This window comes from Pseudomonas sp. OA65, from assembly GCF_017498305.1.
Lineage (GTDB): Bacteria > Pseudomonadota > Gammaproteobacteria > Pseudomonadales > Pseudomonadaceae > Aquipseudomonas > Aquipseudomonas zanjanensis.
Window position 1 is genome coordinate 34,063 of the sequence record NZ_JAGDEZ010000015.1, and the last position, 24,599, is coordinate 58,661.

At 61.8% G+C, this 24,599-nt stretch carries 22 protein-coding genes; 14 read left to right on the forward strand and 8 right to left on the reverse strand.

The window, feature by feature from the left end; all coding sequences use genetic code 11:
- Nucleotides 1-2: 2 nt before the first annotated feature.
- The gene (gspG, locus tag J3361_RS14875; RefSeq protein ID WP_207965223.1) at nt 3-452 is read right to left on the reverse strand and encodes a type II secretion system major pseudopilin GspG; all 450 of its coding nucleotides are present in this window, start codon (nt 450-452) and stop codon (nt 3-5) included.
- A 148-nt stretch (nt 453-600) separates the two neighbouring features.
- On the opposite strand from gspG, the gene gspI reads away from it, so the two are divergent.
- Nucleotides 601-975 (forward strand): type II secretion system minor pseudopilin GspI, encoded by a 375-nt coding sequence (gene gspI / locus J3361_RS14880; RefSeq protein ID WP_207965224.1) that lies wholly within the window; start codon nt 601-603, stop codon nt 973-975.
- A gap of 131 nt (nt 976-1,106) precedes the next feature.
- On the opposite strand, the gene J3361_RS14885 is transcribed toward gspI, so the two are convergent.
- The gene (locus J3361_RS14885) at nt 1,107-1,550 is read right to left on the reverse strand and encodes a type II secretion system protein N (RefSeq protein WP_207965225.1); all 444 of its coding nucleotides are present in this window, start codon (nt 1,548-1,550) and stop codon (nt 1,107-1,109) included.
- A 117-nt stretch (nt 1,551-1,667) separates the two neighbouring features.
- Here J3361_RS14885 and gspH point away from each other — a divergent pair, with 117 nt between their 5' ends.
- Both gspH and J3361_RS14895 read left to right on the forward strand, forming a co-directional pair.
- Nucleotides 1,668-2,120: a type II secretion system minor pseudopilin GspH gene (gene gspH / locus J3361_RS14890; protein ID WP_207965226.1), complete on the forward strand. Its 453-nt coding sequence runs from the start codon at nt 1,668-1,670 to the stop codon at nt 2,118-2,120.
- Entirely contained in the window at nt 2,117-2,728 is a 612-nt protein-coding gene (locus tag J3361_RS14895) for a type II secretion system protein GspJ (RefSeq protein WP_207965227.1), read from the forward strand. Before gspH ends, J3361_RS14895 begins: the two co-directional genes overlap by 4 nt.
- 348 nt (nt 2,729-3,076) lie before the next feature.
- Here the strand turns inward: J3361_RS14895 and J3361_RS14900 are convergent, their stop codons facing one another.
- From J3361_RS14900 to J3361_RS14910, 3 genes are read right to left on the reverse strand one after another with little or no spacing between them, the layout of a single operon-like run.
- Nucleotides 3,077-4,018 carry a FecR domain-containing protein gene (locus J3361_RS14900; protein WP_207965291.1) on the reverse strand — a complete coding sequence of 314 codons (942 nt, stop codon included), beginning with the start codon at nt 4,016-4,018 and terminating at the stop codon, nt 3,077-3,079.
- A 37-nt stretch (nt 4,019-4,055) separates the two neighbouring features.
- Nucleotides 4,056-4,601: a sigma-70 family RNA polymerase sigma factor gene (locus tag J3361_RS14905; protein ID WP_207965228.1), complete on the reverse strand. Its 546-nt coding sequence runs from the start codon at nt 4,599-4,601 to the stop codon at nt 4,056-4,058.
- On the reverse strand, nt 4,598-5,230 hold the full coding sequence (locus tag J3361_RS14910; protein WP_207965292.1) for a secretin and TonB N-terminal domain-containing protein: 633 nt from the start codon (nt 5,228-5,230) through the stop codon (nt 4,598-4,600). The genes J3361_RS14905 and J3361_RS14910 overlap by 4 nt, the downstream gene beginning before the upstream one ends.
- A 205-nt stretch (nt 5,231-5,435) precedes the next feature.
- Here J3361_RS14910 and J3361_RS14915 point away from each other — a divergent pair, with 205 nt between their 5' ends.
- Nucleotides 5,436-5,786, forward strand: a complete 351-nt coding sequence (locus tag J3361_RS14915) for a hypothetical protein (RefSeq protein WP_207965229.1) — start codon at nt 5,436-5,438, stop codon at nt 5,784-5,786.
- A 126-nt stretch (nt 5,787-5,912) separates the two neighbouring features.
- Here the strand turns inward: J3361_RS14915 and J3361_RS14920 are convergent, their stop codons facing one another.
- Entirely contained in the window at nt 5,913-6,353 is a 441-nt protein-coding gene (locus J3361_RS14920) for a carboxymuconolactone decarboxylase family protein (protein WP_207965230.1), read from the reverse strand.
- 195 nt (nt 6,354-6,548) lie between these two features.
- Here J3361_RS14920 and J3361_RS14925 point away from each other — a divergent pair, with 195 nt between their 5' ends.
- From J3361_RS14925 to J3361_RS14935, 3 genes are all read left to right on the forward strand, one after another.
- Nucleotides 6,549-7,982, forward strand: a complete 1,434-nt coding sequence (locus J3361_RS14925; RefSeq protein ID WP_207965231.1) for a PLP-dependent aminotransferase family protein — start codon at nt 6,549-6,551, stop codon at nt 7,980-7,982.
- Between the two features lie 120 nt (nt 7,983-8,102).
- Nucleotides 8,103-8,396 (forward strand): antibiotic biosynthesis monooxygenase family protein, encoded by a 294-nt coding sequence (locus J3361_RS14930; RefSeq protein WP_122566412.1) that lies wholly within the window; start codon nt 8,103-8,105, stop codon nt 8,394-8,396.
- A 301-nt stretch (nt 8,397-8,697) separates the two neighbouring features.
- On the forward strand, nt 8,698-9,102 hold the full coding sequence (locus J3361_RS14935; protein ID WP_207965232.1) for a cupin domain-containing protein: 405 nt from the start codon (nt 8,698-8,700) through the stop codon (nt 9,100-9,102).
- A 184-nt stretch (nt 9,103-9,286) separates the two neighbouring features.
- Here J3361_RS14935 and J3361_RS14940 read toward each other — a convergent pair whose 3' ends face one another.
- On the reverse strand, nt 9,287-14,155 hold the full coding sequence (locus J3361_RS14940) for an NAD-glutamate dehydrogenase (protein ID WP_207965233.1): 4,869 nt from the start codon (nt 14,153-14,155) through the stop codon (nt 9,287-9,289).
- Nucleotides 14,156-14,583: 428 nt separating this feature from the next.
- On the opposite strand from J3361_RS14940, the gene J3361_RS14945 reads away from it, so the two are divergent.
- Nucleotides 14,584-14,937, forward strand: coding sequence for a hypothetical protein (locus J3361_RS14945; protein WP_186704901.1), 354 nt, complete (start codon nt 14,584-14,586; stop codon nt 14,935-14,937).
- A 206-nt stretch (nt 14,938-15,143) separates the two neighbouring features.
- On the opposite strand, the gene J3361_RS14950 is transcribed toward J3361_RS14945, so the two are convergent.
- Nucleotides 15,144-17,297, reverse strand: a complete 2,154-nt coding sequence (locus J3361_RS14950) for a WG repeat-containing protein (protein WP_207965234.1) — start codon at nt 17,295-17,297, stop codon at nt 15,144-15,146.
- 233 nt (nt 17,298-17,530) lie between these two features.
- Here J3361_RS14950 and J3361_RS14955 point away from each other — a divergent pair, with 233 nt between their 5' ends.
- The 6 genes from J3361_RS14955 to J3361_RS14980 all read left to right on the forward strand — a co-directional run bounded on the left by J3361_RS14955 (nt 17,531) and on the right by J3361_RS14980 (nt 24,575).
- Nucleotides 17,531-18,556 carry a LacI family DNA-binding transcriptional regulator gene (locus J3361_RS14955; protein ID WP_347709631.1) on the forward strand — a complete coding sequence of 342 codons (1,026 nt, stop codon included), beginning with the start codon at nt 17,531-17,533 and terminating at the stop codon, nt 18,554-18,556.
- 151 nt (nt 18,557-18,707) lie between these two features.
- The gene (locus J3361_RS14960; RefSeq protein ID WP_207965235.1) at nt 18,708-19,490 is read left to right on the forward strand and encodes an AP endonuclease; all 783 of its coding nucleotides are present in this window, start codon (nt 18,708-18,710) and stop codon (nt 19,488-19,490) included.
- A complete protein-coding gene (locus J3361_RS14965; protein ID WP_207965236.1) occupies nt 19,483-20,493 on the forward strand; it encodes a sugar kinase in 1,011 nt (336 codons plus the stop codon). The genes J3361_RS14960 and J3361_RS14965 overlap by 8 nt, the downstream gene beginning before the upstream one ends.
- Nucleotides 20,494-20,548: 55 nt before the next feature.
- Entirely contained in the window at nt 20,549-21,844 is a 1,296-nt protein-coding gene (locus J3361_RS14970; protein ID WP_207965237.1) for an MFS transporter, read from the forward strand.
- A 15-nt stretch (nt 21,845-21,859) separates the two neighbouring features.
- Nucleotides 21,860-22,837 (forward strand): NAD(P)-dependent oxidoreductase, encoded by a 978-nt coding sequence (locus tag J3361_RS14975; protein ID WP_207965238.1) that lies wholly within the window; start codon nt 21,860-21,862, stop codon nt 22,835-22,837.
- 565 nt (nt 22,838-23,402) lie between these two features.
- On the forward strand, nt 23,403-24,575 hold the full coding sequence (locus J3361_RS14980; RefSeq protein WP_243458883.1) for a YcaO-like family protein: 1,173 nt from the start codon (nt 23,403-23,405) through the stop codon (nt 24,573-24,575).
- Nucleotides 24,576-24,599 lie beyond the last annotated feature (24 nt).

Here is a 24,599-nt window from a genome sequence, read left to right on the forward strand (position 1 = left end):
CCTTATAACTGCCAGGAGCCAATATCGGCATTCACGCCGTCGCCGTCAGGCTGGCCATCGGCCCCCAGGGAAAAGATATCGACTTCGCCGTTGGCACCGGGGTTGAGGTAGTTATAAGGGCGACCCCATGGGTCGTTGGGCAGGCGTTCGAGATACGAGCGCCAGGTGCCGTTTTTCGCATCGGCCGGTTTCTCCACCAGCACCTTGAGCCCCTGGGTCATGTTCGGGTAACTGCCGTGGTCGAGGCGGTACAGCTTCAAGGCTTGCATCAGGCCGCCAATGTCTTGCTTCGCCGCCGTTGCCCTTGCCTGGTCGGGACGGTCAAGCACCTTGGGCACCACCATCGCCGCCAGGATACCGAGGATCACCACCACGACCATGATTTCGATCAGGGTGAAACCCAACTGCCCGCGAGGGCCTTGGGAACGGGCGTTGTAACGGGCGATCTGCATCTCGACGGTCCTTCGCTGGATTCGATTCGAGGCGCAGTGTTGCAAGAAAATATGTCAGTGATATTGAAATTGCTCAGGAGCTTGCGTCGTCAATCGGTCACGAACGCTGGCTAGCCTTGAAGGCTGCCCTCGCCCTCGAGCCCGTGCCATGCCACGCCCTGCTCCGCAAGCCGGCTTCACCCTGATCGAAGTGCTGGTGGCCCTGGCGATCATTGCCGTGGCCATGTCGGCCGCCGTGCGCGTGGCTGCCGTGATGACCCAGAGCAACGGTTTGCTGCGCGACAAGTCCATCGCCCTGCTCACCGCCCGCAGCCAACTGGCGCAGTTGCGTCTGGAGGGCGGTTTTGCCCCCGGCTCCACAGTGTTCGAATGCGACCAGGGGCGCTTGCTGCTGCGCTGCGAACAGACCCTGCGCCCGGCGAAAAACGGCCGGTTGCTGCGGGTTGAACTGAGCGTGTCGGACCGCGCCCGTGAAGCACCGCCGTTGGCGCGGTTGGAGACGTTGGTCAGCCGGGAGAAATAAGGAGAGGCAATGCGATCCCCTGTGGCGAGGGAGCTTGCTCCCGCTGGGCCGGTCCGACGCCTCGGGCGAAGCGGCCCCAAGATCCTGCGGTCGCTGCGCAACCGAGCGGGAGCAAGCTCCCTCGCCACAGGTCAGCGCTGATTTTCGGGGTGGGTCAGCGAGGGCAAACTCACTGAATCCGGCAACCGCGCCAGGACCAGCCGGGTCTGTTCGTTGCCGCGCTCGATGACCACCGCCTGCGCCTCGATCGCCACCAAGCGTACCCCCTGGGCCACACGCTCACCCACCAGGAAACTGCGCGGCGGTCCGTCGTTGAGGCTGAGGATCGCCACGTCGGCGCGGCTGCCGGCCATCACGCCGCTGACCTTGATGTCCACCGGTGCCGGTTGGTTGGAGAACCATTGCAGCGCCGGATTATCGGAACGCTCGGCCATGCGTTGCGGGGCGACGTCCGGCGTGCGCGACTCGGCCGACGTGAGCAGCAGCGACGACCAGGTCGCCACCCCGGCCAACGCCGCCAACACGCCCACGACCTGGACGATTTGCGCCGGGGACACACGTTCGATGAACGCCATGGCCTGAATCTCCTTGTCTTGATTCCAGCTTGCAGCGTACGTGGCAATTCTCTCCGTTTTATTTCACATCCTTATCATCTTCACCGTGCAGGATGACGCTCACGCAAAGGAGCGCCCATGAACCTCGGCAAGCAACGCGGCTTCACCCTGATCGAACTGATGGTCGTGCTGGTGATTGTCGGCATCGCCAGCGCCGCCGTGAGCCTGAGCATCAAGCCGGACCCGTTGAAATTGCTGCGCCAGGATGGCGAACGGCTGGTGCAGCTGTTGCAACTGGCCCAGACCGAGGCTCGCAGCGATGGGCGGCCGATTACCTGGCGCTGGGACGCCAAGGGCTTTGGCTTCAGTCGCCGCGCCGATCGAGGCGCCGGGCTCGATCGCTTCAAAGATGACCCGCAACTGCGTCCACGGCGCTGGCAGAGCCCGTCGATGGAGGTTCGCGTGGAGCCCAGGCAGCGGGTGGTGCTGAATGCCGAATGGATCGGCGAGCCCTTGCAGATCCGTTTGTCGGACGGCCAGAACAGTCTCACCGTGCAACGCAGTGCCGCCGGGCGGGTGCAGCTCCAATGAGCGCGCGGGAGACCGGCTTCACCTTGCTGGAAGTGATGGTGGCGATTCTGCTGATGGCGGTGGTCAGCCTGATCGCCTGGCGCGGGCTGGACAGCGTGACTCGGGCCGACAGCCATTTGCAGGCCAGCACCGAGCAGACCGAAGCGTTGCTGCGCGTCTTGAATCAACTGGAACGCGACGTTGACCTGCGCGCCAGTATCGAGCTGAGTGAACCAGTCAAGCCCGGCGTCGACGACCAGCCCTCCACCGCCCCGCCTGCCCTCACCGTACGCAGCACCGAGGGCCGGGGCTTTCGCTTGGATGTGATCCGCGTGGCGGCGGCCCAGGAAGGCGAGTTGCAACGGGTGCGCTGGTGGCTCAAGGGCGACACGCTTTACCGCGCCCAAGGCCAGGCCCGCAATCGCTACCCCCTGCCCGCACCCGGCCCGGGCGTGGCGGTGCTCAGCGACGTCAGCGACGCCGGGCTGCGGTACTGGGACACGGAAAAAGGCTGGCGCAAACTCAGCGGCAACCGCCAGGAAAACCCCGCGGGCATCGAGATCAGCCTGACTCGCCAGACGCCTCAGGGCGTAGAAAAATATCGACAGGTGCTTGGACCGCTGGAGTAGGTAGTTATTGGACCCTAGCACTGGTCCTTGTGGGAGCGGGCTTGCTCGCGAAGAGGCCTGTAGGCTCGACATCAATGTCGACTGTGATGCCGCCATCGCGAGCAAGCCCGCTCCCACAGGGTTAATGGGTGATCTCAAGCCCTGGCCACCACACAAATCCACTGTGGGAGCGAGCCTGCTCGCGAAGAGGCCTGTAGGCTCGACATCAATGTCGACTGTGAGGCCGCCTTCGCGAGCAAGCCCACACACAGGGTTAATGGGTGATCTCAAGCCCTGGCCACAACACAAATCCACTGTGGGAGCGAGCCTGCTCGCGATGAGGCCGGCCCAGGCACTGCGGGGCGAGGCTCAGCTCAGCACCACCACCCCACCCGGCAATTCGGTGCATTTGGCGCCGTAGGCATCGCGGATCAACAGCGCCACGCCCGCCAGTTGGTCGAGGCGAAAGCGTGCCTGGACCTTGCGCTGGCCCAACTCGCGGTTGAGCAGCAGCAACATGCCGGGGCGATAGCGGTTGATTTCATCGATGACGCTGGTCAGGGTCGCGTCGTTGAACACCAAGACCTGCTCACGCCAGGCAACGGCCGCCGACACATCGGCACGCTCGGGAGTGCCCACCTGGCGCGGGTCATAGGTCAACTGCATGCCCGGCTCCAAACGAAACCGCTGGCCTTGCACCTCGACCTGCACCACGCCCTCCAGGCAAGTCGCGCAGACACTCTGATCGGTGTAGCGGATGTTGAAGCGTGCCCGGGCGGCGCTGATCCAACCGGCGCCGGCCTGGACGCTAACCACCTGGGCACCGCGCCCCTGCACTTCAATCTCGCCACTGAGCAATTCCAACCCTTGCCCGCCATCGGCCAGCGAACGGTAGCTGAGGCGAGTCTGGGTATTGAGTTCCAGGCTGACGCCCTCGGCCAGCTCCACCCGGCGCTGTTCGCCGACATCGGTGATGTAGTCGGCCCCCAGCCCGGAGATACCGCCGGGCACCGTGGCGCGGATCAACAGGAACGCCGCCGATGCAGCGATTGCCCCACCCAACAACGCCCGACGGCCGAAATGCCGGGGCGCCTGCAATGCGGTGGCGGCGGGTTGCAGCCCATGCCACAACGCCTTGGCCTGTTCAAAAGCTTGCGCATGTTCGGGGCTTTGCCCGCACCACTGGCGCAAGGCCCGGGCGTCGGCCACGGTGGCGCGTCCCGAGGTCAGCAGGATCAGCCAGTCTCGGGCCTCGCTGGCCAATCTGGCCTGGGGCGTGGCGTCAGGGGAAACGATGCTGAAGATGTTCAAGCGCACACACACTCATGAAAGGGTCGGGTCTCTACTCTCAAGACGGTTTTCCCGCGCCGGGACCGAACCGCTGAATGACTTTTCTTTCCAGGCGCAGGGCACAATGCCCCAACGCCGCCTTGATTTCCTTCTCCACCATACGGGTGGAAATACCGAAGCGCTGGGAGATTTCCAAGTGCGGCGCTTCTTCCAGGCGGGCGGCGATGAAAATCCTGCGACGCCGCGCCGGCAGTTCATACAAGGCCTTGAGCAACGTCTGCAACTCCTTCTGCCCACCCACCACTCGTGCCGGGTCCAACGCTTCATCCGAGACCTGCAGCAACTCCTCGACTTCATCCCCGGTGAGCAAGCGTGCATCGGCCTGCCGACGGTCAGCGGCAATGTTCAGGGCCATGCGATACAAATAGGCATTGGGCTGGGCAATGTCCGACGTGTCGACCATGCGATCGACCCGCAGGTAGGTTTCATGCAGCACATCGTTGGCCAGTTCCTCGGAGCCCAAGCGCCGGCGCAAGCGCACCCTGAAATCCTCATAAGAGGTGAGGAACAGCTTCACCAACGGGCTGCGGCCGATGTCTTTCATCGCCCGGACACCCCTTCCCCTGTTGTGCATTCCATGCTTCTTCCTGATGAGTCGGGTAACAAAAGCAGGGTCACCGGCTGGCGTAGCGAACTGGGCGCCGGGCGGTCGATCCTGAGGTTTTGCAAACTGTTGACCAAGGCCTTGTCACGCAGCAGGTCGCCCGTGGAGCTGACCAGGCGGCTGTGCTGGACCACGCCGTCCCGGCCGATCCACATTTGCAACACCGCCCGGAAGCTGCCTGGGCGGGTCAACGGTGAACGACATAAATTGCGCTGGATGACCATCTGGATGGCTGCCGCGTAGTTACCGTCACTCAAGCCCGGGCCAACGCCGGGAGGCAGCGGCACCTCGCGGACCCGCACCGGCTGCAACGTGAACGCGTCCGCCCGGGCATAATGCGCCGCCAGCCCGGTGCCGCTGAGCAACACCCGCAACCCTTCGGAGGGCGTGAACCGCCCCTGCACACCCAATGTATGACGCTGGTCCGATAGCTGCTGGTCGACCAGCACGGCCATGCCGGTAAAACGACTGAACTGTTCCAACGCCGTGGTCAATTCCTGGGGCGCGATGTCCAGGTCTACCCAGTCGACTGCCTGGGCCGGCCCGGTCAGCAGACACAGCAACACCACCAGCCACCCCAAGGGCGCCCTGATCAATCCACGCCCGCGTCCGCCCCCGGCTCTGCCCTGCTGCACGACTGACGTATCCGTTGAAAATCGTCATCCTGAGGGGTGTTTATGAATGTCGTATGACAACTGATACAAATCCTCCAGGCCGCACTAGACTGATGCCCTGACAACGAACCGTCTTGCATGGCGGGCCAGGAGGTCGGTGATGAAACAGTGGACGAAAAGAGTGGCGGGCCTCGGGTTGCTCATGGCCATGCCCTGGGCCCAGGGCGAAGAGGCCCCGGGCTGTATCGAGGTGACCATCGGTGGCTACAAGACGCCCGACTACAACTGCCTGAGCCGGCAGATGGGCAATGACCCCGAGGCCGCAACCGCAGCGCAACGGGCCCAGGAGGCCATGAACGTACCGGTCAACGAACGCGCGCCGAACAGCGTCGGCCTGGCGACCCCGGCGGCCACGGGGGTGCGCATGGGCAATACGTTTGGCACCTCGGTCAAGCCCCAGCGGCCGCCGGTACCGGCCAACACCTCACCGCTGCCCAATGGAAATAAATAGAGGGACACGACAGACCTGCTCTGTGGGAGCAAAGCTTGCTCGCGATCCAGGCAACACGGTCCGCCAGATTCACCTCATCATCGTTCATCGCGGGCAAGCCTTGCTCCCACAGTTGGCTTTCGCGGATCACCCCCCCGGGCTCTGGCGAAAACTCACCGCCAACCGGTTCCAGCTGTTGATGGTGCTGATCGCCAGGGTCAGGTCCACCAGTTCCTCCTCGCTGAAGCAGGCCTGGGCCTGGGCGTAGACGTCGTCGGGGACCTGGCTTTGGGCCAACAGCGTGACCGCCTCGGTCCAGGCCAGGGCGGCGCGTTCGCGGGCCGAGAAGAAACCGCTGTCGCGCCATACCGCCACCGCGTAGAGCCGTCGTTCGGTCTCGCCCTGGCGTCGCGCCTCCACCGAATGCATGTCGGTGCAGAAGGCGCAGCCATTGAGTTGCGAAGCGCGGATCTTGATCAGGTGCAGCAGCGCCGGTTCAATACTCAGGCGACTGGTCAGGGCTTCCAGGCCGATCATGGCCCTCATCGCCCCAGGGGATGCAGCGTAGTAATCCAGACGCGGGCTCATGGCGGGCTCCGTGGCGTTCGAGCGTTCCACGGTAGGCCCTGGGGTCGGTCAATGACAGGTCCAATTCGGCGAAAAAAACGGAGACAAGTCCAATCGACGGGATTTTCCCCACGCAACTTCTACGCAATCGCACAATGCGGGTAATCTTGCGCTTTTGACGCTGGCCGCCGACCAATCGCCCAGGAGCTTGCGGGTATGGAACTTCATGTTGTCATCAACGGCCGCAAGGACCTGTCGGGCCAGTTGTATCAACAATTGCGCAGCGCCATCGAGAGCGGCCGCCTGGCCGCCGGCACTCAACTGCCGCCCAGCCGCCTGCTGGCCGAGCAACTGGGTGTCTCGCGCAAGACCGTTTCCGACACCTACGCCCAACTGACCTACGAAAACTTCCTCACTGGCATTATCGGCAAAGGCACCTACATCAATGCGCGGCCGGCCAAAGTGGTACGCAAGCAAAGCCACCGCGAACTGGCCGGTGCCGATGTCGTCGAGGCCTGGCGCACCATGCCCGACCTGATGCGCCATCCCACCCTCGAAGGTGCGCTGCGCTACGACTTCATCGGTGGCGCCACCGGCAAAGGGCAGTTTCCGCTGGACGACTGGCGGCGCTGCACCGCCCACGCGCTGCGCCAGATCGCCAGCGCCAAGGGCTTCTACAGCCAGCCCGAAGGCCTGCCGGCGCTGCGCAATGCCATTGCCCGGCATATCGCGTTTTCCCGCGGGGTCAATTGCCAGGACGAAGACGTCGTGGTGTGCAACGGCGCGCAGCAAGCCCTGGACTTGATCTCGCGGGTATTGACCCGTCCCGGCAGCCTGGTGGCCATGGAAGACCCCGGCTATCCGCCGGCGCGGTTGCTGTTTGGCTCCCAGGGCGCCACGGTGGCCGGGGTGCCGGTGGACGATCAAGGCCTGCGGGTGGACCTGATCCCCGACGGCACGCGGTTAATCTACGTGACGCCTTCCCACCAGTTTCCCCTGGGCATGCCCATGAGCCAGGCCCGCCGCGAGGCGTTGCTGGCGCGGGCCTATGAGTTGGGGGCGATCATCATCGAAGACGACTACGACAGCGAATTCCGCTACGAGGGTCGGCCCGCCGACTCACTGCAAAGCCTGGATGAGCGTGGGATCGTGGCGTACGTCGGCACCTTCTCCAAGACCCTGTTGCCGGAGCTGCGGCTTGGCTACGCGATCCTGCCACCGGCGATCCTTGAAGCCGTGATCCTCGCCAAGCGCCTCACCGACCAGCACACCTCCACCCTGCCCCAATGGGCGCTGGCCAAGTTCATCGCCGAAGGCTGCCTGCTCAAGCACATCCGCCGCTGCCACACCCTGTATGCCGGGCGCCGCGAGCGGATCCTGGCGCGCATGGCCGGGGACTTGTCACCCTGGTTCGAGGCCGTGCCGACCACCGCGGGCTTTCATATGGCGGTGTTGTGCAAGGTGCCGATGGACCTGGCGCTGGTGATCGAGCTGGCGAAAAAAGCCGAGGTCGGGCTCTACAGCCTCGAGGGGTTTTTCAATGATGTTCCCGTACGACCGGGCCTGTTCTTCGGTTTCGGTGCGATCGAAACCCTGGACATCGATATCGCCCTGGACCGTTTGCGCAACATTCTGCAGCAGGTGGCTTGAGAATTGGACTGGGCATTTATCCGCCCATTGGCTGTTTGAGCCTTGCGCCGCCAGGCCTATCCTGCACGGGTGTCATTGAGAATGAGCAACCCCGTCCGACTTGATTCAGGAGCCTGAACAATGTCTCGCCAAGTGATCAATACCGTACAGGTGCAAGCCGCCGCCGGTCGCTCGGAAGAACTGGGCCGGCAATTGCAGCAAATCGTCGAGACCCTGCGCGCCCTGCCCGGCTGCGATGCCTACCTGGTCGACCGTTGCCCCGACGATGGCGACCGCTGGAACGTCAGCGCCCGCTGGCAATCGGAAGCGGCCATGCAAGCCCACTTCAACTGTCCTGAAGTGCAAGGTTTCATCAGCCTGATCGACAACCGCCTGGCTCGAAGCGTGGATTTCAATAGTTTTCCGATTGTTTGAGCCCACGGTCCTATTCCCGCCAGGCACTTCACCTGTGGCGAGGGAGCTTGCTCCCGCTCGGCTGCGCAGCAGACGCAAGACTCTGATTGAATGCGCCGCCTGTGTTGGGGCGGCTTCGCCACCCAGCGGGAGCAAGCTCCCTCGCCACAAAAGCTCCATCGGCCAATGGCTTCATCGACCCAGCCAATTGGTCTACCCACCTTCCGAAAGATTGGACGTTTGCTTGCCCCGCCCTGGGGCTTAGGGTGAGTCCATCGCCGCGCCAGCGCGAAATCACTCGAAACCCAATAGGCCATACCCCATGAAAACACTCTGTCTGATCGCCGCCCTCAGTCTGCTGCCCATTACCCAGATCTATGCCCACGAAGCCGCGCCTTCGGAGAAGGTCACGGTGTTGCAGGAGCAAATGCTGAAAAACGTTCCAGGCAAAAAAACCATGATGCTGACCGTCAACTACGCCCCGGGCCAAGCGTCCATCGCCCACAAACACGAAGGCACGGCCATGGCCTACGTACTCGAAGGCGCCATCACCTCCCAGGTCAAGGGCGAGGCGGCGAAGACCTACAAAGCTGGGGAATTCTGGTATGAAGCGGCGGGTTCCGAGCACCTGGTGTCGAAGAACGCCAGCGCGAGCCAACCGGCTAAATTGCTGGTGTTCATGGTGATGGGAGAGGATGAGGCGGTGTTGATTCCGTTGAAAAACTAACTTAATCGTACTTCATTCCTCTGTGGGAGCGAGCCTGCTCGCGATGGCGGTGGGTCAGCTACATTGAACTTGGCTGATACACCGCTATCGCGAGCAGGCTCGCTCCCACAGGGGTCCGCAGTGAATTTTGAACGCAAAAAAGCCCCGCATCTCTCAATGCGGGGCTTTTTCATTCAACGTCGGATCAGTTGGCCGTCACGACCGCCTGACCACTCATTGCCACGTCCAGCAACTCGCGGTTGGCGACCGCGTACATGGCGTAGTCGGTGCCGCTGGCAGCACGGATGTCCACCAGCATGGCACGCCAGCGCTCGACCATTTCGTGGTGCTGCTCCAGCCACAGTGCCAGGCGCGTTTCCACGTCCTGGGCGCCATCACCCTCTTGCAGGACCGAGATGGTGATCGCCCGCTGCTGCCAGTCGACGTCATCACGGAACGCTTCACGGGCCAGTGCCTGCCAGTTGTTTTCCACCGGCAGTGCGCTGATCTGTTGCAGGTACCAGGTGATGTCCAGGGCGCTGCCCACGGCGAAGTAAGCCTTGGCCACATCGGCGGCGTTCTGACCGGTAACGTCGGCCGCTTCGATGATCGGCAGCAAGGTGTACAGGTGCGTCGTGCCGGCAACCATGCGCGCCAGCAACTCCGGCACGCCGGCGGCCACATAGGCCTGGTAGCGGGTCTGCCAGCCTTCGCGGGTCGGACCTTCCAGCAGTTCGTCGAGCTTGAGGCCCAACGCAGCCAGGTGCGGACCGAAGTGAGCAACGTCACGGGCAGCGTTCTGCTCGTTGCGGCGGCTGCGCAGGAACCAGCGCGTGGCGCGACGGCCCAGGCGCATCAGTTCGTCCATCAGCTCCAGTTGCACGTCGGCCGAAACCTGGTGGTCCAGGGCTTCAATCTGACGGAACCAGTGCGGGAGATGGAAGATGTCCCGAACGATCACATAAGCACCGGCCACGTTCGCCGGGCTCATGCCCGTCGACTCTTTCAACCGCTGGACGAAGGTGATGCCCATGTGGTTGACCAGGTCGTTGGCGATCTGGGTGCTGACGATCTCGCGTTTCAGGCGATGGCGACGCATGGCCTCGGAGAACTTGCTCACCAGCGTCGGCGGGAACGCGGTCTCCATGTCACGGGTGAGGTAGTCGTCATCCGGTACCAGGGAGTTGAGCAGCGCTTCCTTGAGGTCGATCTTGCTGTAGGAGATCAGCACCGACAGTTCGGCACGGGTCAGGCCATGGCCCGCCGCGACACGTTCGGCCAGTTGCTCTTCCGTCGGCAGGAACTCGATGGCACGGTCCAGCTTGCCCCGGGCTTCCAGATCGTTCATCAGGCGCTTGTATTCGGCGATCCGCACGAAGGCGCGACGGGCCGCCAGGGACAGGGCCTGGGTCTGCTTGTAATTGTTGCCCAACACCAGGCCACCGACTTCGTCGGTCATGCTCGCCAGCAACTGGTTGCGTTGCTTGTCGGTCATGTCGCCGGCCTGCACCACTTCGTTGAGCAGGATCTTGATGTTCACTTCGTGGTCGGAGCAGTCCACGCCACCGGCGTTGTCGATGAAGTCGGTGTTGGAACCGCCGCCATTGAGGCCGAACTCGACGCGACCCAGTTGGGTCATGCCCAGGTTGCCGCCCTCGCCCACGACCTTGCAGCGCAGTTCGTTGCCGTTCACGCGCAGTGCATCGTTGGCCTTGTCGCCGACATCGGCGTGGCTTTCAGTGCTGGCCTTGACGTAGGTGCCGATACCGCCGTTCCACAACAGGTCCACTGGTGCCTTGAGCAAGGCATTCAGCAGTTCGGTCGGGGTCAGCTTGTCAGCCTTGATGTCGAAGCGTTCTTTCATCTGTGGCGAAATCGCGATGCTCTTCGCGCTGCGCGAGAAGATACCGCCGCCTTCGGACATGATGCTGGCGTCGTAGTCGGTCCAGGCCGAACGCGGCAGGTCGAACAGGCGCTGGCGCTCGGCAAAGCTGCTGGCCGGCTCCGGGTTCGGGTCGATGAAGATGTGCAGGTGGTTGAAGGCCGCGACCAGTTGCAGCTTGTCGGACATCAACAAGCCGTTGCCGAACACGTCGCCGGCCATGTCGCCGACGCCCACCACGGTGATGCTGTCTTCCTGGACGTTGATGCCGCGCTCGCGGAAGTGACGTTGCACGCCGACCCACGCGCCCTTGGCGGTGATGCCCATTTTCTTGTGGTCGTAGCCGGCCGAACCGCCGGAGGCGAACGCATCGCCCAGCCAGAAGCCGTAGTCGATGGCGATGCCGTTGGCGATGTCGGAGAAGGTCGCAGTGCCCTTGTCCGCCGCGACCACCAGGTACGGGTCATCGTCGTCATGACGCACGACATTGGCCGGTGGAACCAGCGCGCCGTCCTTCAGGTTGTCGGTGATGTCCAACAGGCCCGAGATGAAGATGCGGTAGCAGGCGATGCCCTCGGCCGCGATCTCGTCCCGGCTGCCGCCCAGGGGCAGGCGACGCGGCAGGAAGCCGCCCTTGGCGCCCACCGGCACGATCACCGAGTTCTTCACTTGCTGGGCTTTTACCAGGCCCAGCACTTCGGTGCGGTAGTCTTCTTCACGGTCGGACCAGCGCAGGCCACCGCGGGCAACGTTGCCGAAGCGCAGGTGCACGCCTTCGACCCGTGGCGAATAGACGAAGATCTCGAACTTGGGTACCGGTTTCGGCAGTTCCGGGATCAGGTGCGGGTTGAACTTGAAGCTGAAGTAGGACTTGTTCTGGCCGTTGGCGTCGGTCTGGTAGAAGTTGGTCCGCAGGGTGGCCTTGATCAGGTCCAGGTAGCGACGCAGGATGCGGTCTTCGTTGAGCACCTGGACGTCGTCCAGGGCCGAGAGAATCGCTTGCTCCAGGCGCAGCTGCTTGTCTTCCAGGTCATCGCCAGTGAGTTTGCGCGCCAGGTAGAAGCGGGTCTTGAACAACCGGGTCAACTCGCGCGCGATGTCGGTGTGGTTGTTCAGGGTGCTGGCGATGTAACCCAGGTCGAAGCCCAGGCGAATCTGCTTCAGGTAGCGGGCGTAGGCACGCAGCAGCGCCACGTCGCGCCATGGCAGGCCGGCGGTCAGCACCAGGCGGTTGAACGCATCGTTCTCGGCATCGCCACGCACGATGTGGACGAAGGCGTCCTGCAAGGTGTCGTTGAGTTGCTGGATGTCGAGGTCCAGCCCTTCGGCGGCGGTGAAGGCGAAATCATGAATCCAGAATTCGCGACCGTTGGTGTGGCGCAGGCGGTACGGGAATTCACCCAGCACGCGCAGGCCGAGGTTTTCCAGGATCGGCAGCACGTCGGACAGCGCCAGCGGCGTGTCGGCGTGATACAGCTTGCAGTGCAGCTCGCGCTGGCCGGAAACCTGGCCCAGCGGCTGGTAGAAGCTCATGACCAGCGGATTTTTTTCGTTCAGGCTCAGCAGGTGCTGCATGTCGACCACGGCCGAATGCGCGGCAAAGCGCTCGCGGTAGCCGGCCGGGAAGCCTTTCGGGAAATCCGACAGCACGTTGGTGCCCTGGGCTTCGCCGAAGCTCTCGATGACCAGGCTGGCGTAGTCGTCCTTCCAGCTGCGGCAGGCCTGCACGACTTCTTTTTCCAGCAGCAACGGGTCGATGTCGAGGCGGTTCTTCGGGTCCACCCGCAGGATCAACTGCACGCGAGCCAGTACGGACTCGGAGAAGAAGGTCCAGAACTCGCAGTCCGAGGCCTTCAGGCGATCCATCAGCACTTGCTGGATCTTCTGGCGCACTTCGGTGGAGTAGATATCACGCGGCACGTAGGCCAGGCAGTAGCAGAAACGGCCATACGGGTCTTTGCGCAGGAACACGCGGATTTTGTTGCGTTCCTGGATCTGCACGATGGACATGACGGTGCTGAACAGCTCGTCCACCGGGGTCTGGAACAGGTCGTCACGGGGCAGCACTTCGACCACCTGGGCCAGTTCCTTGCCCAGGTGCGCCTTGGCCTGGAAGCCCGAGCGACGCTCGATTTCCGCGACCTTGCGGCGGATGTACGGGATGACCCGCACGCTTTCGCCATACACCGAAGAGGTGTACAGGCCCATGAAGCGGCATTCCTTGATGACCTTGCCGTTGGCGTCGATTTCACGGATCGACACGTAGTCCGGGTAGGCCGGACGGTGCACGCGGCTCGGGTGCGCGGCCTTGGCGAACGACAGCGGCGTCGGTTCGCGCAGGTAATTGACGGCGTAGTCTTCGATGCGCAGGTCCTCGGCGGTCAGGCCGGCGCGCAGCAACTTGGTCAAGCCGAGGAACGAATCGGGGTTGTACTCGATGTGGCCGCCATCGGCCTCGTCGCGCACCACGAACTCTTCGTAGCCCAGGAAGGTGAAGTGGTTACCCACCAGCCATTCCAGGAAGCTCTTGATCTCGCTCTTTTCATCAGCGTCGATGGCGTAGGCGCTGCTGTCCAGGCTGTCGAGGATTTCCTGGACCTTGGCTTTCATCGGTTCGAAATCGGCCACGGCCACGCGCACTTCGCCCAGCACTTGCTCAAGTTCCTTGCTCAGGACGTTGAGTTCGGCGGCGTTGGCGCAGCGGTCGATTTCCAGGTACATCAGCGACTCTTGCAGCACGTCGTCGCCCTGGGTGCCCTTCGGCAGGATCTCCAGCAACTCGCCCTTGCTGCCGCGACGCACGCTCAGGACGGTGGTTTGCAGGGTATGGATGCTATAGCCGCGACGGTTCAGTTCGGTGCGGACCGAGTCCACCAGGAACGGCAGGTCGTGGTGCAACACTTCCACGGCCGTGTGGGTCGACTGCCAGCCGTGGCGTTCGTAATCGGGGTTGTAGACGCGCACCTGCGGTTGCGTGTGGTCGAAGCGCTCAAGCAGGCGCCAGGCAGACAGGGTGCAGCCGGCGAGGTCGGACAACCGGCGCTGGGTAAGTTCATCGAGGGAAATGATGCCGAAGAATTGTTCAGCGAACAGCGCCACTTGTGGCAGTGCCTGTTCACTGATGTGCTGCGCCAGTGCCGCTTGCAGTTGGTGCTGGAAGTCGGCTTTGCTGGCTGCGGTGAAGAACGCCATCTGTGGTACTCCGCTTGGGCTTGTTATTGATGGTAGCGTCGCGTGCAACCCCTTTCGGGGCCGTCGGCCATCCCGTTCCTGATTCTCGGGCAGAGGAAACAGGATGACAGGTGGGTGAAGCTGGACAGGACCCGCAGGTCACATCCTTTTCCAAGTAATTACATGTCATGGACACCTGCAAAAACCACCACGGGTGGACTTTGCAGGTATACATCCGTTGCGCAGCTTAACGAGTGCGACATCCTGCCTGCTTGCAGCGCTGCGACATATTCGGTCATCGGCTAGCTAAACAGCCGGTACGCACCGAACAACCCTAGCAGGCTGGGGACCAAACGGCACCCCGAGGCGGTAAACCAGCAGAAAATCCTTCAGGCTGGCAAAATCCACTTTTTGCACCCCGCCGGTGCACTCGATCCTGGAGCATCACCATGCAAATGACCACCGCCCTTCTGATCGCCAACCCGTGCGACGACGAAGAAGACAACATGGCCATGCTCTGCTGCCACAGCGCCCAGGGCGAAATGTTCCTGATGACGCGCTACCCCGACGAAGACGAACTGGAAATCGCCCTGGATGGAGAGCCGTCGACCCTGGACGGCGTCAAGGTCACCCTCAGCCCGACCCGCTTGCTGATTGAGATTGCCCCGGCGGATGCCGATGCGTTGAATGGCGACGATGTGCTGGAGATCATCCATGGCACCGATGCGGCGGACCTGGCGGAGGTGGAACTGACGTTGCAGAACATCCTCAAGGGAACGGGGACCTATATAAGCCAGCTCTGAGATCCGGACACGAACACGCTCCTGTGGCATCAGCCACCCCTGATCCAAAGGCACCCCGTGGCGAGGGAGCTTGCTCCCGCTGGGTTGCGCAGCAACCCCAAAACCAGGCACTGCGATGTGATGGGCAAGCTGCATAGGCCGCCTTGCGACTGCTGCGCAGTCGAGCGGGAGCAAGCTCCCTCGCCACGGGTTCAGCGTAGTTGCCGCTATTGCTCGTTCTTCACGAGATTGCCATCGGCGTCATAGACCAGGTGCTCGTCATCGTTATTCGGATCCCTCACGTAGTAACGGGCCTCATTGCCGTTATCCGGCACCTTCATGCTGGTGTAGGAGCCCAGCTCCTTGATCACCTTGTTGTTCTGACTGATCAGGACCAGCCCGGAACCACCACCGGCCCGAATGGCCGCTGCGTACCGAGTCTGGAACGCGTTGATCTGCTGGTAATCCAGTGGCACTTGCAAGCGGCCCGCCAAGTCGATGGCACCGTAGCTGTCATCGCGCCCGACCACCGCCATACCGTTGGAAAACGGCGTCACTTCGTCATAAGGCAACTTGATCGGTAGTCGCGCGCCCTGGCGATCGATAAAAGCGAACTTCCTGCTTTTGGTGTCCTGCACCAACAGCGGCTGCTTCCCCACAAACCGGCCTATCACGTTGTAACCTGGGAGGTTGATCCGTTTGCCTTCCAAGTCGAAAACATCCTCACGACTCCGATCGGCGGAGCTGGCGTAGAGCAGACCCGCGCTGTGCTCAATGCCCGAGAATTGCGTCGGCAGGATCTCCTTGCCGTCCAGGGTATAAGCGCCGTACAGGCCTTCCATGAGATCAGTTCGCTTGCCAAGACGGGCGATGAACAGGTTATCGGTCACGGTGGGGTTGACGAATTTCATCGGCAGGACGAACCGATGATGCGCGGCATCGTAGAGCCCATAAGGGCCGTTGGTTTCACGCTCCACCAACAACAGGTCGTTGCTCAACACCTCGGTGATGTGTTCGAACGGCAGGTCGACGAGCTTGTTGCTACCAGCGGGAAAATAGGCGAGCTGGCTGCGCAGCGCCTGCCACTCCGATTCCGGGTTGCTGGACTTCTCCGGGAAAAACAACGCGTAGGTATCGGCCACTTCGCTATCTTGCACCTGCACCCAACGGGGCCTGATCACCCACTGGCCAGCCTGGTCGATGAAACCGTAGCGCTCGGCCTTGCGGTCCAGGGCGATGTACCGTGCTTGGGCTGCCAGGACATTGTCGACCTGGGTGAACTCAACGCGGTTGTCTTCCATCGGATCGAGTACATGGATGACGATGCGTTGCGGAGTGGCCTCGAATCGATAGTCGACCTCGGTGTTTTGCAACGGCCCCGCCTGAGCGGCCAGCGCTTCGGTCAGGCGCTCCACCTGCTGTTGCACCGCCTGGCCGGTCTTGAGCTGATCGAGATCGTCCTTGGTCTGCAGCAGCGCGTTGTAATAGTCCTGCAACGCCGCGATATCGCCCTCGGTGGGGAACGCCCGGGCGCTGTTCCCGTTGCTGTAGAGCGCCCTGCCCCCATCGTCCAGCCCCTGCACCACGAAGGTCGACAGTTTCGGCGTACTCAAGCGCACGGACGCGCTGCCATCACCCAGGGCCGTGAGCTGGAAGGTCTGGCCGTCGTCCAGGGTCACTTTCGGCTGATCCTTGTCCAACACCACTTTCCTGAACGCCGGATAGCTGCGGTAAGCGACCGTCAGGCCGAGACTCGCCAGCGGTTTGTTCACCGCAAGTGCGAAGGCGTCATGTGACGCGATCATGTCGTCGGATTCGACCTTGGGCGGCGCCTTGAGCTCGGCGAAGGTTTTTTCGCTGCCATCGCGAAAAACCAAGCGCTGCGGCAGATACTGCTCGGCCGTCGGCTCCTCCGGCGTGGCGGCGCGCTTCCAAAGGGGATCGAGGCGACTGGTATCGAGCCGCACTTCGGAACCGTCAGCGAACAGTTTCTGAGCAAAACCCAAGTCCTGGATCGACGCCAATTCAGCTTTCAACTGCGCGCTGGTGAACGGAACAAACAGCGGCTCGTATTGCAACGGCTGCTCGCCGGCAGGCTCGGTCGTCTCGACAGTCAGGCTCAATTGCACATCACTGAGCCGTTCCAGGGACCTGAGGGTTTCACCGGTGTCTTGAATCAAGTAATTGAGGCGTTTCTCCACCTCGGGCAATGCCAGCGTGGCGATGTCTTCCACGCTCCCTTCGTTCAATTGCTCGGCAGCGAAACCTTCATCGGCTGGCGCGCCGCTATGGCGAAGCAGGATGTAGGACGTAAAGCCCACCACCAACAAGGTCACACTCAGTATCGACAGCAATCTCAAACGAGGCTGGGTAAAGGTCATGGTGGGTTCGGTCGTCAAAGGGCTGGGGAAGGCAGGCAGCTAACCACACGGCCTGGCGTGCTGCAAATCGGCTGGGTGGCGCGGCGCTGATGAACCGGCGTCACCGTGCGACTGATGTGAAACAGCCGCCGGTCGTGCCTCTGACATTTCGCTCTTGACGACTGATTGGGTTCTGGTGTTTCCTGAAACCGGTTTCAGAGCCGCTAATAAATCCAATAAGCAGGTTTCAATCCGTGAATTCTTTCTCTGCCGCCCAGCGCAGCCGCGTGACCATGCTCGACGTCGCCGAACGCGCCGGGGTCTCCAAGGCCAGCGTCTCGCGTTTCATTGGCGAAGACCGTGCCCTGCTCTCCGAAGCCATCGCCCGGCGCATCGAGCAGGCCATCAACGAGCTGGGCTACCGGCCGAACCAGATGGCCCGCGGCCTCAAGCGCGGGCGCACACGCCTGATCGGCATGCTGGTGGCCGATATCCGCAACCCTTATTCGATTGCCGTGATGCATGGCGTGGAAACCGCTTGCCGTCGCCATGGCTACAGCCTGGTGGTGTGCAACACCGACCGCGATGACGAGCAGGAACGCCAGCATCTGGCGCTGCTGCGCGCCTACAACATCGAAGGGTTGATCGTGAACACCCTGGGGCATCACCGCGACGAGCTGTTCGAGTTACGCAGCGAAATGCCGCTGGTGCTGGTAGATCGCAAGGTCGATCGGCTCGACAGCGACCTGGTCGGGCTGGACAACCCGGCGGCCATCGAAATGGCCCTCGATCACCTCGAACAACGGGGCTACCGCGATCTGTTGCTGGTAACCGAGCCGTTCGACGGCACCAGCTCGCGGATCGAGCGGGTCGAGAGTTTCAAGGCCGGCCTCCAACGGCGCCCTGCCCTGGCCGGCACCGTGGTGGAAACCTCTGATCAGTTGACCACGCGTATCAAGACCTTTCTTGCCCAGCCGGGCCCAGGCCCCAAGGCATTGTTCTGCGCCAATGGCATTGCCGCCCTGGCCGCCACGACGGTGTTGCGGGAGTTGGGTTGTCACTTGTTCGACGATGTGGGCCTGCTCGCCCTCGATGACTTGGATTGGTACCCGCTGGTAGGCAGCGGCATCACGGCCCTGGCCCAACCGACAGCGGAGATTGGCGCCAGCGCGTTCGAATGCCTGCTCAAGCGCTTGCGGGGTGACAACGGGCCGGTGCGGACCCTGGATTTTGCGGCGCGGTTGATTGAGCGTGGGTCGACACTTGGAGGTTTTCGGTGATCGGGCCGGCCCTTTCGCGAGCAAGCCCGCTCCCACATTCGCCCTGCGCAAACCGTTCCAGTGTGGGAGCGGGCTTGCTCGCGAAGGGGTTTTCAAAAGCACTGAAAATTTTTTGAACAAAACTGAAACCGGTTTCAGAGGAACAATCACCATGCACACCCCACCCGTTTCCATCAGTCTTTCCAGTTACGGCGCCGACTTGGTCCGGCGGCATGGCCAGGGCAACTTTATCGAGCTGTTGGCCGCTGCCGGTGCTTCGCGCATCGAATGGCGCGAAGAATTGCTCACCACCGAACAACCTGCGGAACTGGCCGTCGCTGCCCGGGCCCGGGGCCTGCACAGTATCTTCTCATCGCCTCTGGAGCTGTGGCTCGCCGGCCAGCCCAGGCCCAACCCTGCCCTGGCACTCGCCCTGCAACGCGCCGAGGCGTTCGGCTCGACCTGGCTGAAAGTCTCCCTCGGTCACTTCACCGACTCCAATGACCTGTCGGCATTGGCCCAGGTGCTCGCCGCAAGCCCGGTGCAGTTATTGGTGGAAAACGACCAGACCTTGCAAGGCGGGCGGATCGAACCGTTGCAACGGTTCTTCACCGCCGTCGAATACCAAGGGTTGCCCGTTGCCATGACCTTCGACATCGGCAACTGGCAATGGCAGGACCAATCGGCCGCCGTGGCCGCCCGACAACTCGGCCGGTATGTGGCCTATGTGCATTGCAAGGCCGTGGCCCGGCGCGCCGACGGCAAACTCGTCGCCGCGCCTCCAGCCATGACCGACCTGCATCTGTGGGAACAACTGCTCAAGCACATGCCTGCCGGCGTCATGCGCGCCGCCGAGTACCCGTTGCAAGGCGATGACTTGCTGCAATTGACCACCCGCCATGTCGCCACCCTGTCCCGTCTCGGGCAATCGCGCCGGGAGCCTGTCCATGTCTGAATTCGATGTGTTGTCGTTCGGCGAAACCATGGCGATGCTGGTGGCGGATCAGCGCGGTGACTTGGCCAGCGTCGACCAGTTTCATAAGCGTATCGCCGGGGCCGACAGCAACGTGGCCATCGGGCTGTCGCGACTGGGCTTCAAGGTCGCGTGGCTGAGCCGGGTCGGCGCCGATTCCCTGGGACGTTTCGTGACGCAGACGCTGGAGAACGAAGGCTTGGATTGTCGCCATGTGGCGGTCGACCCGGAGCACCCCACCGGCTTCCAGTTCAAATCCCTTACCGTTGATGGCAGCGACCCGCAAGTCGAGTATTTCCGGCGCAGTTCGGCGGCCAGTCATCTGTCCATCGACTCCATCGCCCCGACGTTGCTTGACGCCCGCCACTTGCACGCCACCGGCATCGTCCCGGCGCTGTCGGACAAGGCCCGCGAGATGTCATTTGAGTTGATGACCCGTATGCGCGAGGCCGGCCGCAGCCTGTCGTTCGACCCCAACCTGAGGCCAAGCCTGTGGCGCAGCGAGTCGATGATGATCACTGAAATCAATCGCCTCGCCGCCCTCGCCCACTGGGTCTTGCCGGGACTCGGCGAAGGCCGGCTGCTGACGGGTTTCGACGATCCGGCTGACATCGCCGCGTTCTACCTGGACCAAGGCGCCGAAATCGTCGTGATCAAGCTCGGCGCGGACGGTGCTTATTACCGCACGCCGCTGGACGAAGGCGTCATCGCCGGCGTGCCCGTGGCCCAGGTGGTCGACACCGTGGGCGCCGGGGATGGCTTCGCCGTCGGCCTGATCAGCGCATTGCTCGAAGGCCAGGCCATCACCGCGGCCGTGCAGCGCGCCAACTGGATTGGCAGCCGCGCGGTGCAGAGCCGTGGGGACATGGAGGGCTTGCCGACGCGCCTTGAGCTATTGGCCGAATTCAATGACGCCGATCGCGAGCAGGCTCGCTCCCACAGGGTCAGCGCAAATCCATGTGGGAGCGAGCCTGCTCGCGATTGAAGCCACCACAAACGCACCTGCTGCAACAAAAACAACAAGCTCAGGAGTCAACGACATGCAAACGCTCAACCTCGCCACCCGCCGCTGGTGGTACATCATGCCCATCGTCTTCATCACCTACAGCCTGGCCTACCTCGACCGGGCCAATTATGGCTTCGCCGCCGCCTCGGGCATGGCCGAGGACCTGATGATCACCCCAGGACTATCGTCGCTGCTGGGCGCACTGTTTTTCCTCGGCTACTTTTTCTTCCAGATACCCGGGGCGATCTACGCGCAAAAGCACAGCGTGAAGAAGCTGATCTTCGTCAGCCTGATTCTCTGGGGGTCACTGGCCACCCTGACGGGCATGGTCTCCAACGCCTACTGGCTGATCGTCATCCGCTTCATGCTTGGGGTGGTCGAGGCCGCCGTGATGCCCGCGATGCTGGTGTACCTGTGCCACTGGTTCACCCGGGCCGAACGTTCGCGGGCCAATACCTTCCTGATCCTCGGCAACCCGGTGACCATGCTGTGGATGTCCGTGGTCTCGGGTTACCTGGTGCAGCAATTCGACTGGCGTTGGATGTTCATCATCGAAGGTTTGCCGGCGGTGCTCTGGGCCTTTGTCTGGTGGCGCCTGGCCGATGATCGCCCGGCCCAGGCCAAGTGGCTCAACGACCAGGAAAAACACGACCTGGAAAGTGCCTTGGCGGCCGAACAGGTCGGCATCAAAGCAGTGAAGAACTACGCCGAGGCCTTCCGCTCGCCCAAGGTGATCATCCTGGCGTTGCAATTTTTCTGCTGGAGCATCGGCGTCTATGGGTTTGTGCTGTGGTTGCCGTCGATCCTCAAGGCCGGCCTGCAGATGAACATGGTCGAGGCCGGCTGGCTGTCGTCCTTGCCGTACCTGGCGGCGGTGATCGGCATGCTGGTGGTGTCCTGGGCGTCGGACAAGGCGCAGAAGCGCAAGCGTTTCGTCTGGCCGCCGCTGCTGATCGCCTCCATCGCGTTCTACGCCTCCTACCTGCTGGGGGCCGAGCACTTCTGGTGGTCCTATGGCTTGCTGGTGATTGCCGGCGCTTGCATGTATGCGCCGTACGGGCCGTTCTTCGCCATCGTTCCGGAAATCCTCCCGGCCAATGTCGCCGGCGGTGCCATGGCCTTGATCAACAGCATGGGCGCGCTGGGCTCGTTCGGCGGCTCGTACCTGGTGGGCTACCTCAACGGCACCACTGGCTCCCCCGGCATGTCCTTCCTGCTGATGAGCGGTGCGTTGCTGCTGTCAGTGGTCCTGACCCTCGCCCTCAAGCCTGGCACCAGCGACCGGGTCGTGTCCAAAACCGTGACGCGTCACACGGCGCCTGTCCGCTAACGAATCGGAAATCCCATGAAAAAGCACGTGGTGTTGTACAAGAAACTTTCAGCGCAACTGATGGAACGCCTGCAAGCGCAGGCCCAAGTCACGCTCATCGAACGCCTCGACGCCCAGGGCTTGGCACAACTGCGCGACGCCCTGCCCAGCGCCCAAGGCCTGCTGGGCGCGAGCCTCAAGCTCGATGCGGCGCTGCTGGACCTGGCGCCGAAACTGCAAGCCATCGCCAGCGTCTCGGTGGGGGTCGACAACTACGACATCGATTACCTGACCGAACGCCGGATCCTGCTCAGCAATACCCCCGACGTGTTGACCGAAACCACCGCAGACACCGGGTTTGCCTTGATCCTCGCAACCGCTCGCCGCGTGGTCGAACTGGCCAACCTGGTCCGTGCCGGCCAATGGCGGGAAAACATCGGACCGCGGCATTTTGGGAGCGATGTCCATGGCAAGACCCTGGGCATCATCGGCATGGGACGCATCGGCGAAGCCCTGGCCCAACGCGGGCATTTCGGCTTCGGCATGCCGGTGCTCTATCACAGTCATTCGCCCAAGCCCGCGGTCGAGCGGCGGTTCGGCGCACGTTATTGCAGCCTCGAAACGCTGTTGCAGCAGGCGGATTTCATCTGCCTGACCTTGCCCTTGACCGCTGAGACTCAAGGGCTGATCGGCGCCCAGGCGTTCGCGCAGATGCGCCCCGAGAGCATCTTCATCAATATCTCCCGGGGCAAAGTGGTGGATGAAGCGGCGCTGATCGAGGCCCTGCGCAACGGGCAGATCCGTGGCGCCGGGCTGGATGTGTTCGAGCGCGAACCCTTGAATGCCGATTCGCCGTTGTTGCAGATGGACAACGTGGTCGCGACGCCGCACATGGGCTCGGCCACCCACGAGACCCGGGAAGCGATGGCGCGCTGTGCGGTGGACAACCTGCTGGCGGCATTGGCGGGGGAACGGCCGGTGAATCTGGTGAATGCGGGGGCGTGGAACGGCTGACATATTGCCGCCATCGAATATGCCATCGCGAGCAGGGTCGCGATGGCAGCTGTGTTCATTTAGATGTGCACGCAACACGACTTTTCCGAGCACACCCGCATTAGAACGCCGCTGCCTGATTACTCTTTTGATCCTTGCTTAAAATAATATAAACATCCCAAACGGCGAGAACAGTAGAGAGAAACCGCACTTTCAACAAAACAGCTACATTCCTACACCCCCCTCCTACTCAACGGCAAGAACGAACCTACGTCAGCCTCGGAAGTCGCGCAATAGCCTTCACCCAACCCCAATGTTATTAATTAATCACTTGCGAACACACGCAAGTTGGGCGCTCGCGTCGCGACGCTCATTAACTACATTGGAGTAAATCGACATGGGCAGAAAACGCTCTGAAATAAATAACACCTTTTTTGGCCTGCCACAGGCATTAGGGCTTTCTAAGAATCTCCTCGCAACGGAAGCCGATTTTTTTGCGTCGCTGACTAACTAAGTCAGTGACCGATTAAATCGGCGAACAGATGCCGAAAGGATCTCCTTTCGGCATCCTTTAAAGGAGACGCACATGTCAGAACGAGAACTATCACCCACCGAAGCGCTATTCAATATAATGTCCACGCTCCATGCACTGGGCCTCAGTGCCGTAACACGGTACACGACACCATCCAAGCTAGTGGCGACTGCCGAACTGTTTGATGGCCACGATAAACTCGTTGAATCGGGGGCTGGCAAGGGACCTGACTCACTAATAGGCGCACTGGCAGAAAGCATTGAACACTTCAGCACGTTTCAGCCTCTTGCCGATGCTCCCATACGATACCGCTCCGACAAGATAGCTACTCAAAAAGCAGTTACAGACGATGGAATCTTTACCAGCCTGCCTCACACCGAAAAATTAATCGAGTGTTTCAGGCTGACCTCGCTCAACAACGATGAAGAGCTATTCGCGCCGTGCGCCCTTCTATGCCCTGAAACGACGAAAAACATCCACGAAGATTCGAATTCCGCACTGCGCTTTCTATCTCGCTACTCATCAAACTCAGGAACTGCCTTTGGTTGCACAGAGAACGAAGCACTGTTACATGGTACCCACGAAACAATCGAGAGGCATATCCTGTCTCTTTTCTATATGGCTGTCTGTGGCCTCGGTCCGGCAATTGAACTGTTCACACCTTCTACCGCCTTGCTTGAAACAGCGCTGACGAGCCACCCCGCTGCCTTGGCGTCAGCAAACAGACTGCAAGTGATCATTATCAAGGACGTGCTGTCAGTTTATTTTGCAGTGGCATTTCCCAAGGCGGGCCCGGGAGGTCACCATCTTTCACCCATCGGTTCCGGATGCTCGCTTGAAATCCATACCGCAATTCAGAGGGCAGTGACTGAACAGTTCCAGTCCGAGGAATTATATGATGCCACTGAAGAATCCATAGATAGAGAAACCTTTGACCTACTATCTAAATCAAGGCATCTGAAACACCTGATTGACTTCGCACCACTCATAAGAGCGACACTTCCTACAATTGATACCCCTGCATATATCGACTCCCTGACAGTCTCCGAACAATTAGAAAAACTGCAAAAAAACCTATCAAGCAAAAGAATGAAAATATTCCACCGAACGGTAGCTCGCTTTTCAGGCAACAGCATCGTCACTCAAATTTACATCCCAGGACTTGAGCGCTTCAATATCATTAGAAATGGTCGCCTGGTGGTGCCTCAGTACGTATTACGCGGTTGAACTATCGAACACAAAACAACCAGG

What these genes read in the sequence shown, in the direction of transcription:
- gspG (WP_207965223.1), bottom strand. Translation starts at nt 452, where the DNA reads ATGCAGATCGCCCGTTACAACGCCCGTTCCCAAGGCCCTCGCGGGCAG.
- gspI (WP_207965224.1), top strand. Translation starts at nt 601, where the DNA reads ATGCCACGCCCTGCTCCGCAAGCCGGCTTCACCCTGATCGAAGTGCTG.
- J3361_RS14885 (WP_207965225.1), bottom strand. Translation starts at nt 1,550, where the DNA reads ATGGCGTTCATCGAACGTGTGTCCCCGGCGCAAATCGTCCAGGTCGTG.
- gspH (WP_207965226.1), top strand. Translation starts at nt 1,668, where the DNA reads ATGAACCTCGGCAAGCAACGCGGCTTCACCCTGATCGAACTGATGGTC.
- J3361_RS14895 (WP_207965227.1), top strand. Translation starts at nt 2,117, where the DNA reads ATGAGCGCGCGGGAGACCGGCTTCACCTTGCTGGAAGTGATGGTGGCG.
- J3361_RS14905 (WP_207965228.1), bottom strand. Translation starts at nt 4,601, where the DNA reads ATGAAAGACATCGGCCGCAGCCCGTTGGTGAAGCTGTTCCTCACCTCT.
- J3361_RS14915 (WP_207965229.1), top strand. Translation starts at nt 5,436, where the DNA reads ATGAAACAGTGGACGAAAAGAGTGGCGGGCCTCGGGTTGCTCATGGCC.
- J3361_RS14920 (WP_207965230.1), bottom strand. Translation starts at nt 6,353, where the DNA reads ATGAGCCCGCGTCTGGATTACTACGCTGCATCCCCTGGGGCGATGAGG.
- J3361_RS14925 (WP_207965231.1), top strand. Translation starts at nt 6,549, where the DNA reads ATGGAACTTCATGTTGTCATCAACGGCCGCAAGGACCTGTCGGGCCAG.
- J3361_RS14930 (WP_122566412.1), top strand. Translation starts at nt 8,103, where the DNA reads ATGTCTCGCCAAGTGATCAATACCGTACAGGTGCAAGCCGCCGCCGGT.
- J3361_RS14935 (WP_207965232.1), top strand. Translation starts at nt 8,698, where the DNA reads ATGAAAACACTCTGTCTGATCGCCGCCCTCAGTCTGCTGCCCATTACC.
- J3361_RS14940 (WP_207965233.1), bottom strand. Translation starts at nt 14,155, where the DNA reads ATGGCGTTCTTCACCGCAGCCAGCAAAGCCGACTTCCAGCACCAACTG.
- J3361_RS14945 (WP_186704901.1), top strand. Translation starts at nt 14,584, where the DNA reads ATGCAAATGACCACCGCCCTTCTGATCGCCAACCCGTGCGACGACGAA.
- J3361_RS14950 (WP_207965234.1), bottom strand. Translation starts at nt 17,297, where the DNA reads ATGACCTTTACCCAGCCTCGTTTGAGATTGCTGTCGATACTGAGTGTG.
- J3361_RS14960 (WP_207965235.1), top strand. Translation starts at nt 18,708, where the DNA reads ATGCACACCCCACCCGTTTCCATCAGTCTTTCCAGTTACGGCGCCGAC.
- J3361_RS14965 (WP_207965236.1), top strand. Translation starts at nt 19,483, where the DNA reads ATGTCTGAATTCGATGTGTTGTCGTTCGGCGAAACCATGGCGATGCTG.
- J3361_RS14970 (WP_207965237.1), top strand. Translation starts at nt 20,549, where the DNA reads ATGCAAACGCTCAACCTCGCCACCCGCCGCTGGTGGTACATCATGCCC.
- J3361_RS14975 (WP_207965238.1), top strand. Translation starts at nt 21,860, where the DNA reads ATGAAAAAGCACGTGGTGTTGTACAAGAAACTTTCAGCGCAACTGATG.
- J3361_RS14980 (WP_243458883.1), top strand. Translation starts at nt 23,403, where the DNA reads ATGTCAGAACGAGAACTATCACCCACCGAAGCGCTATTCAATATAATG.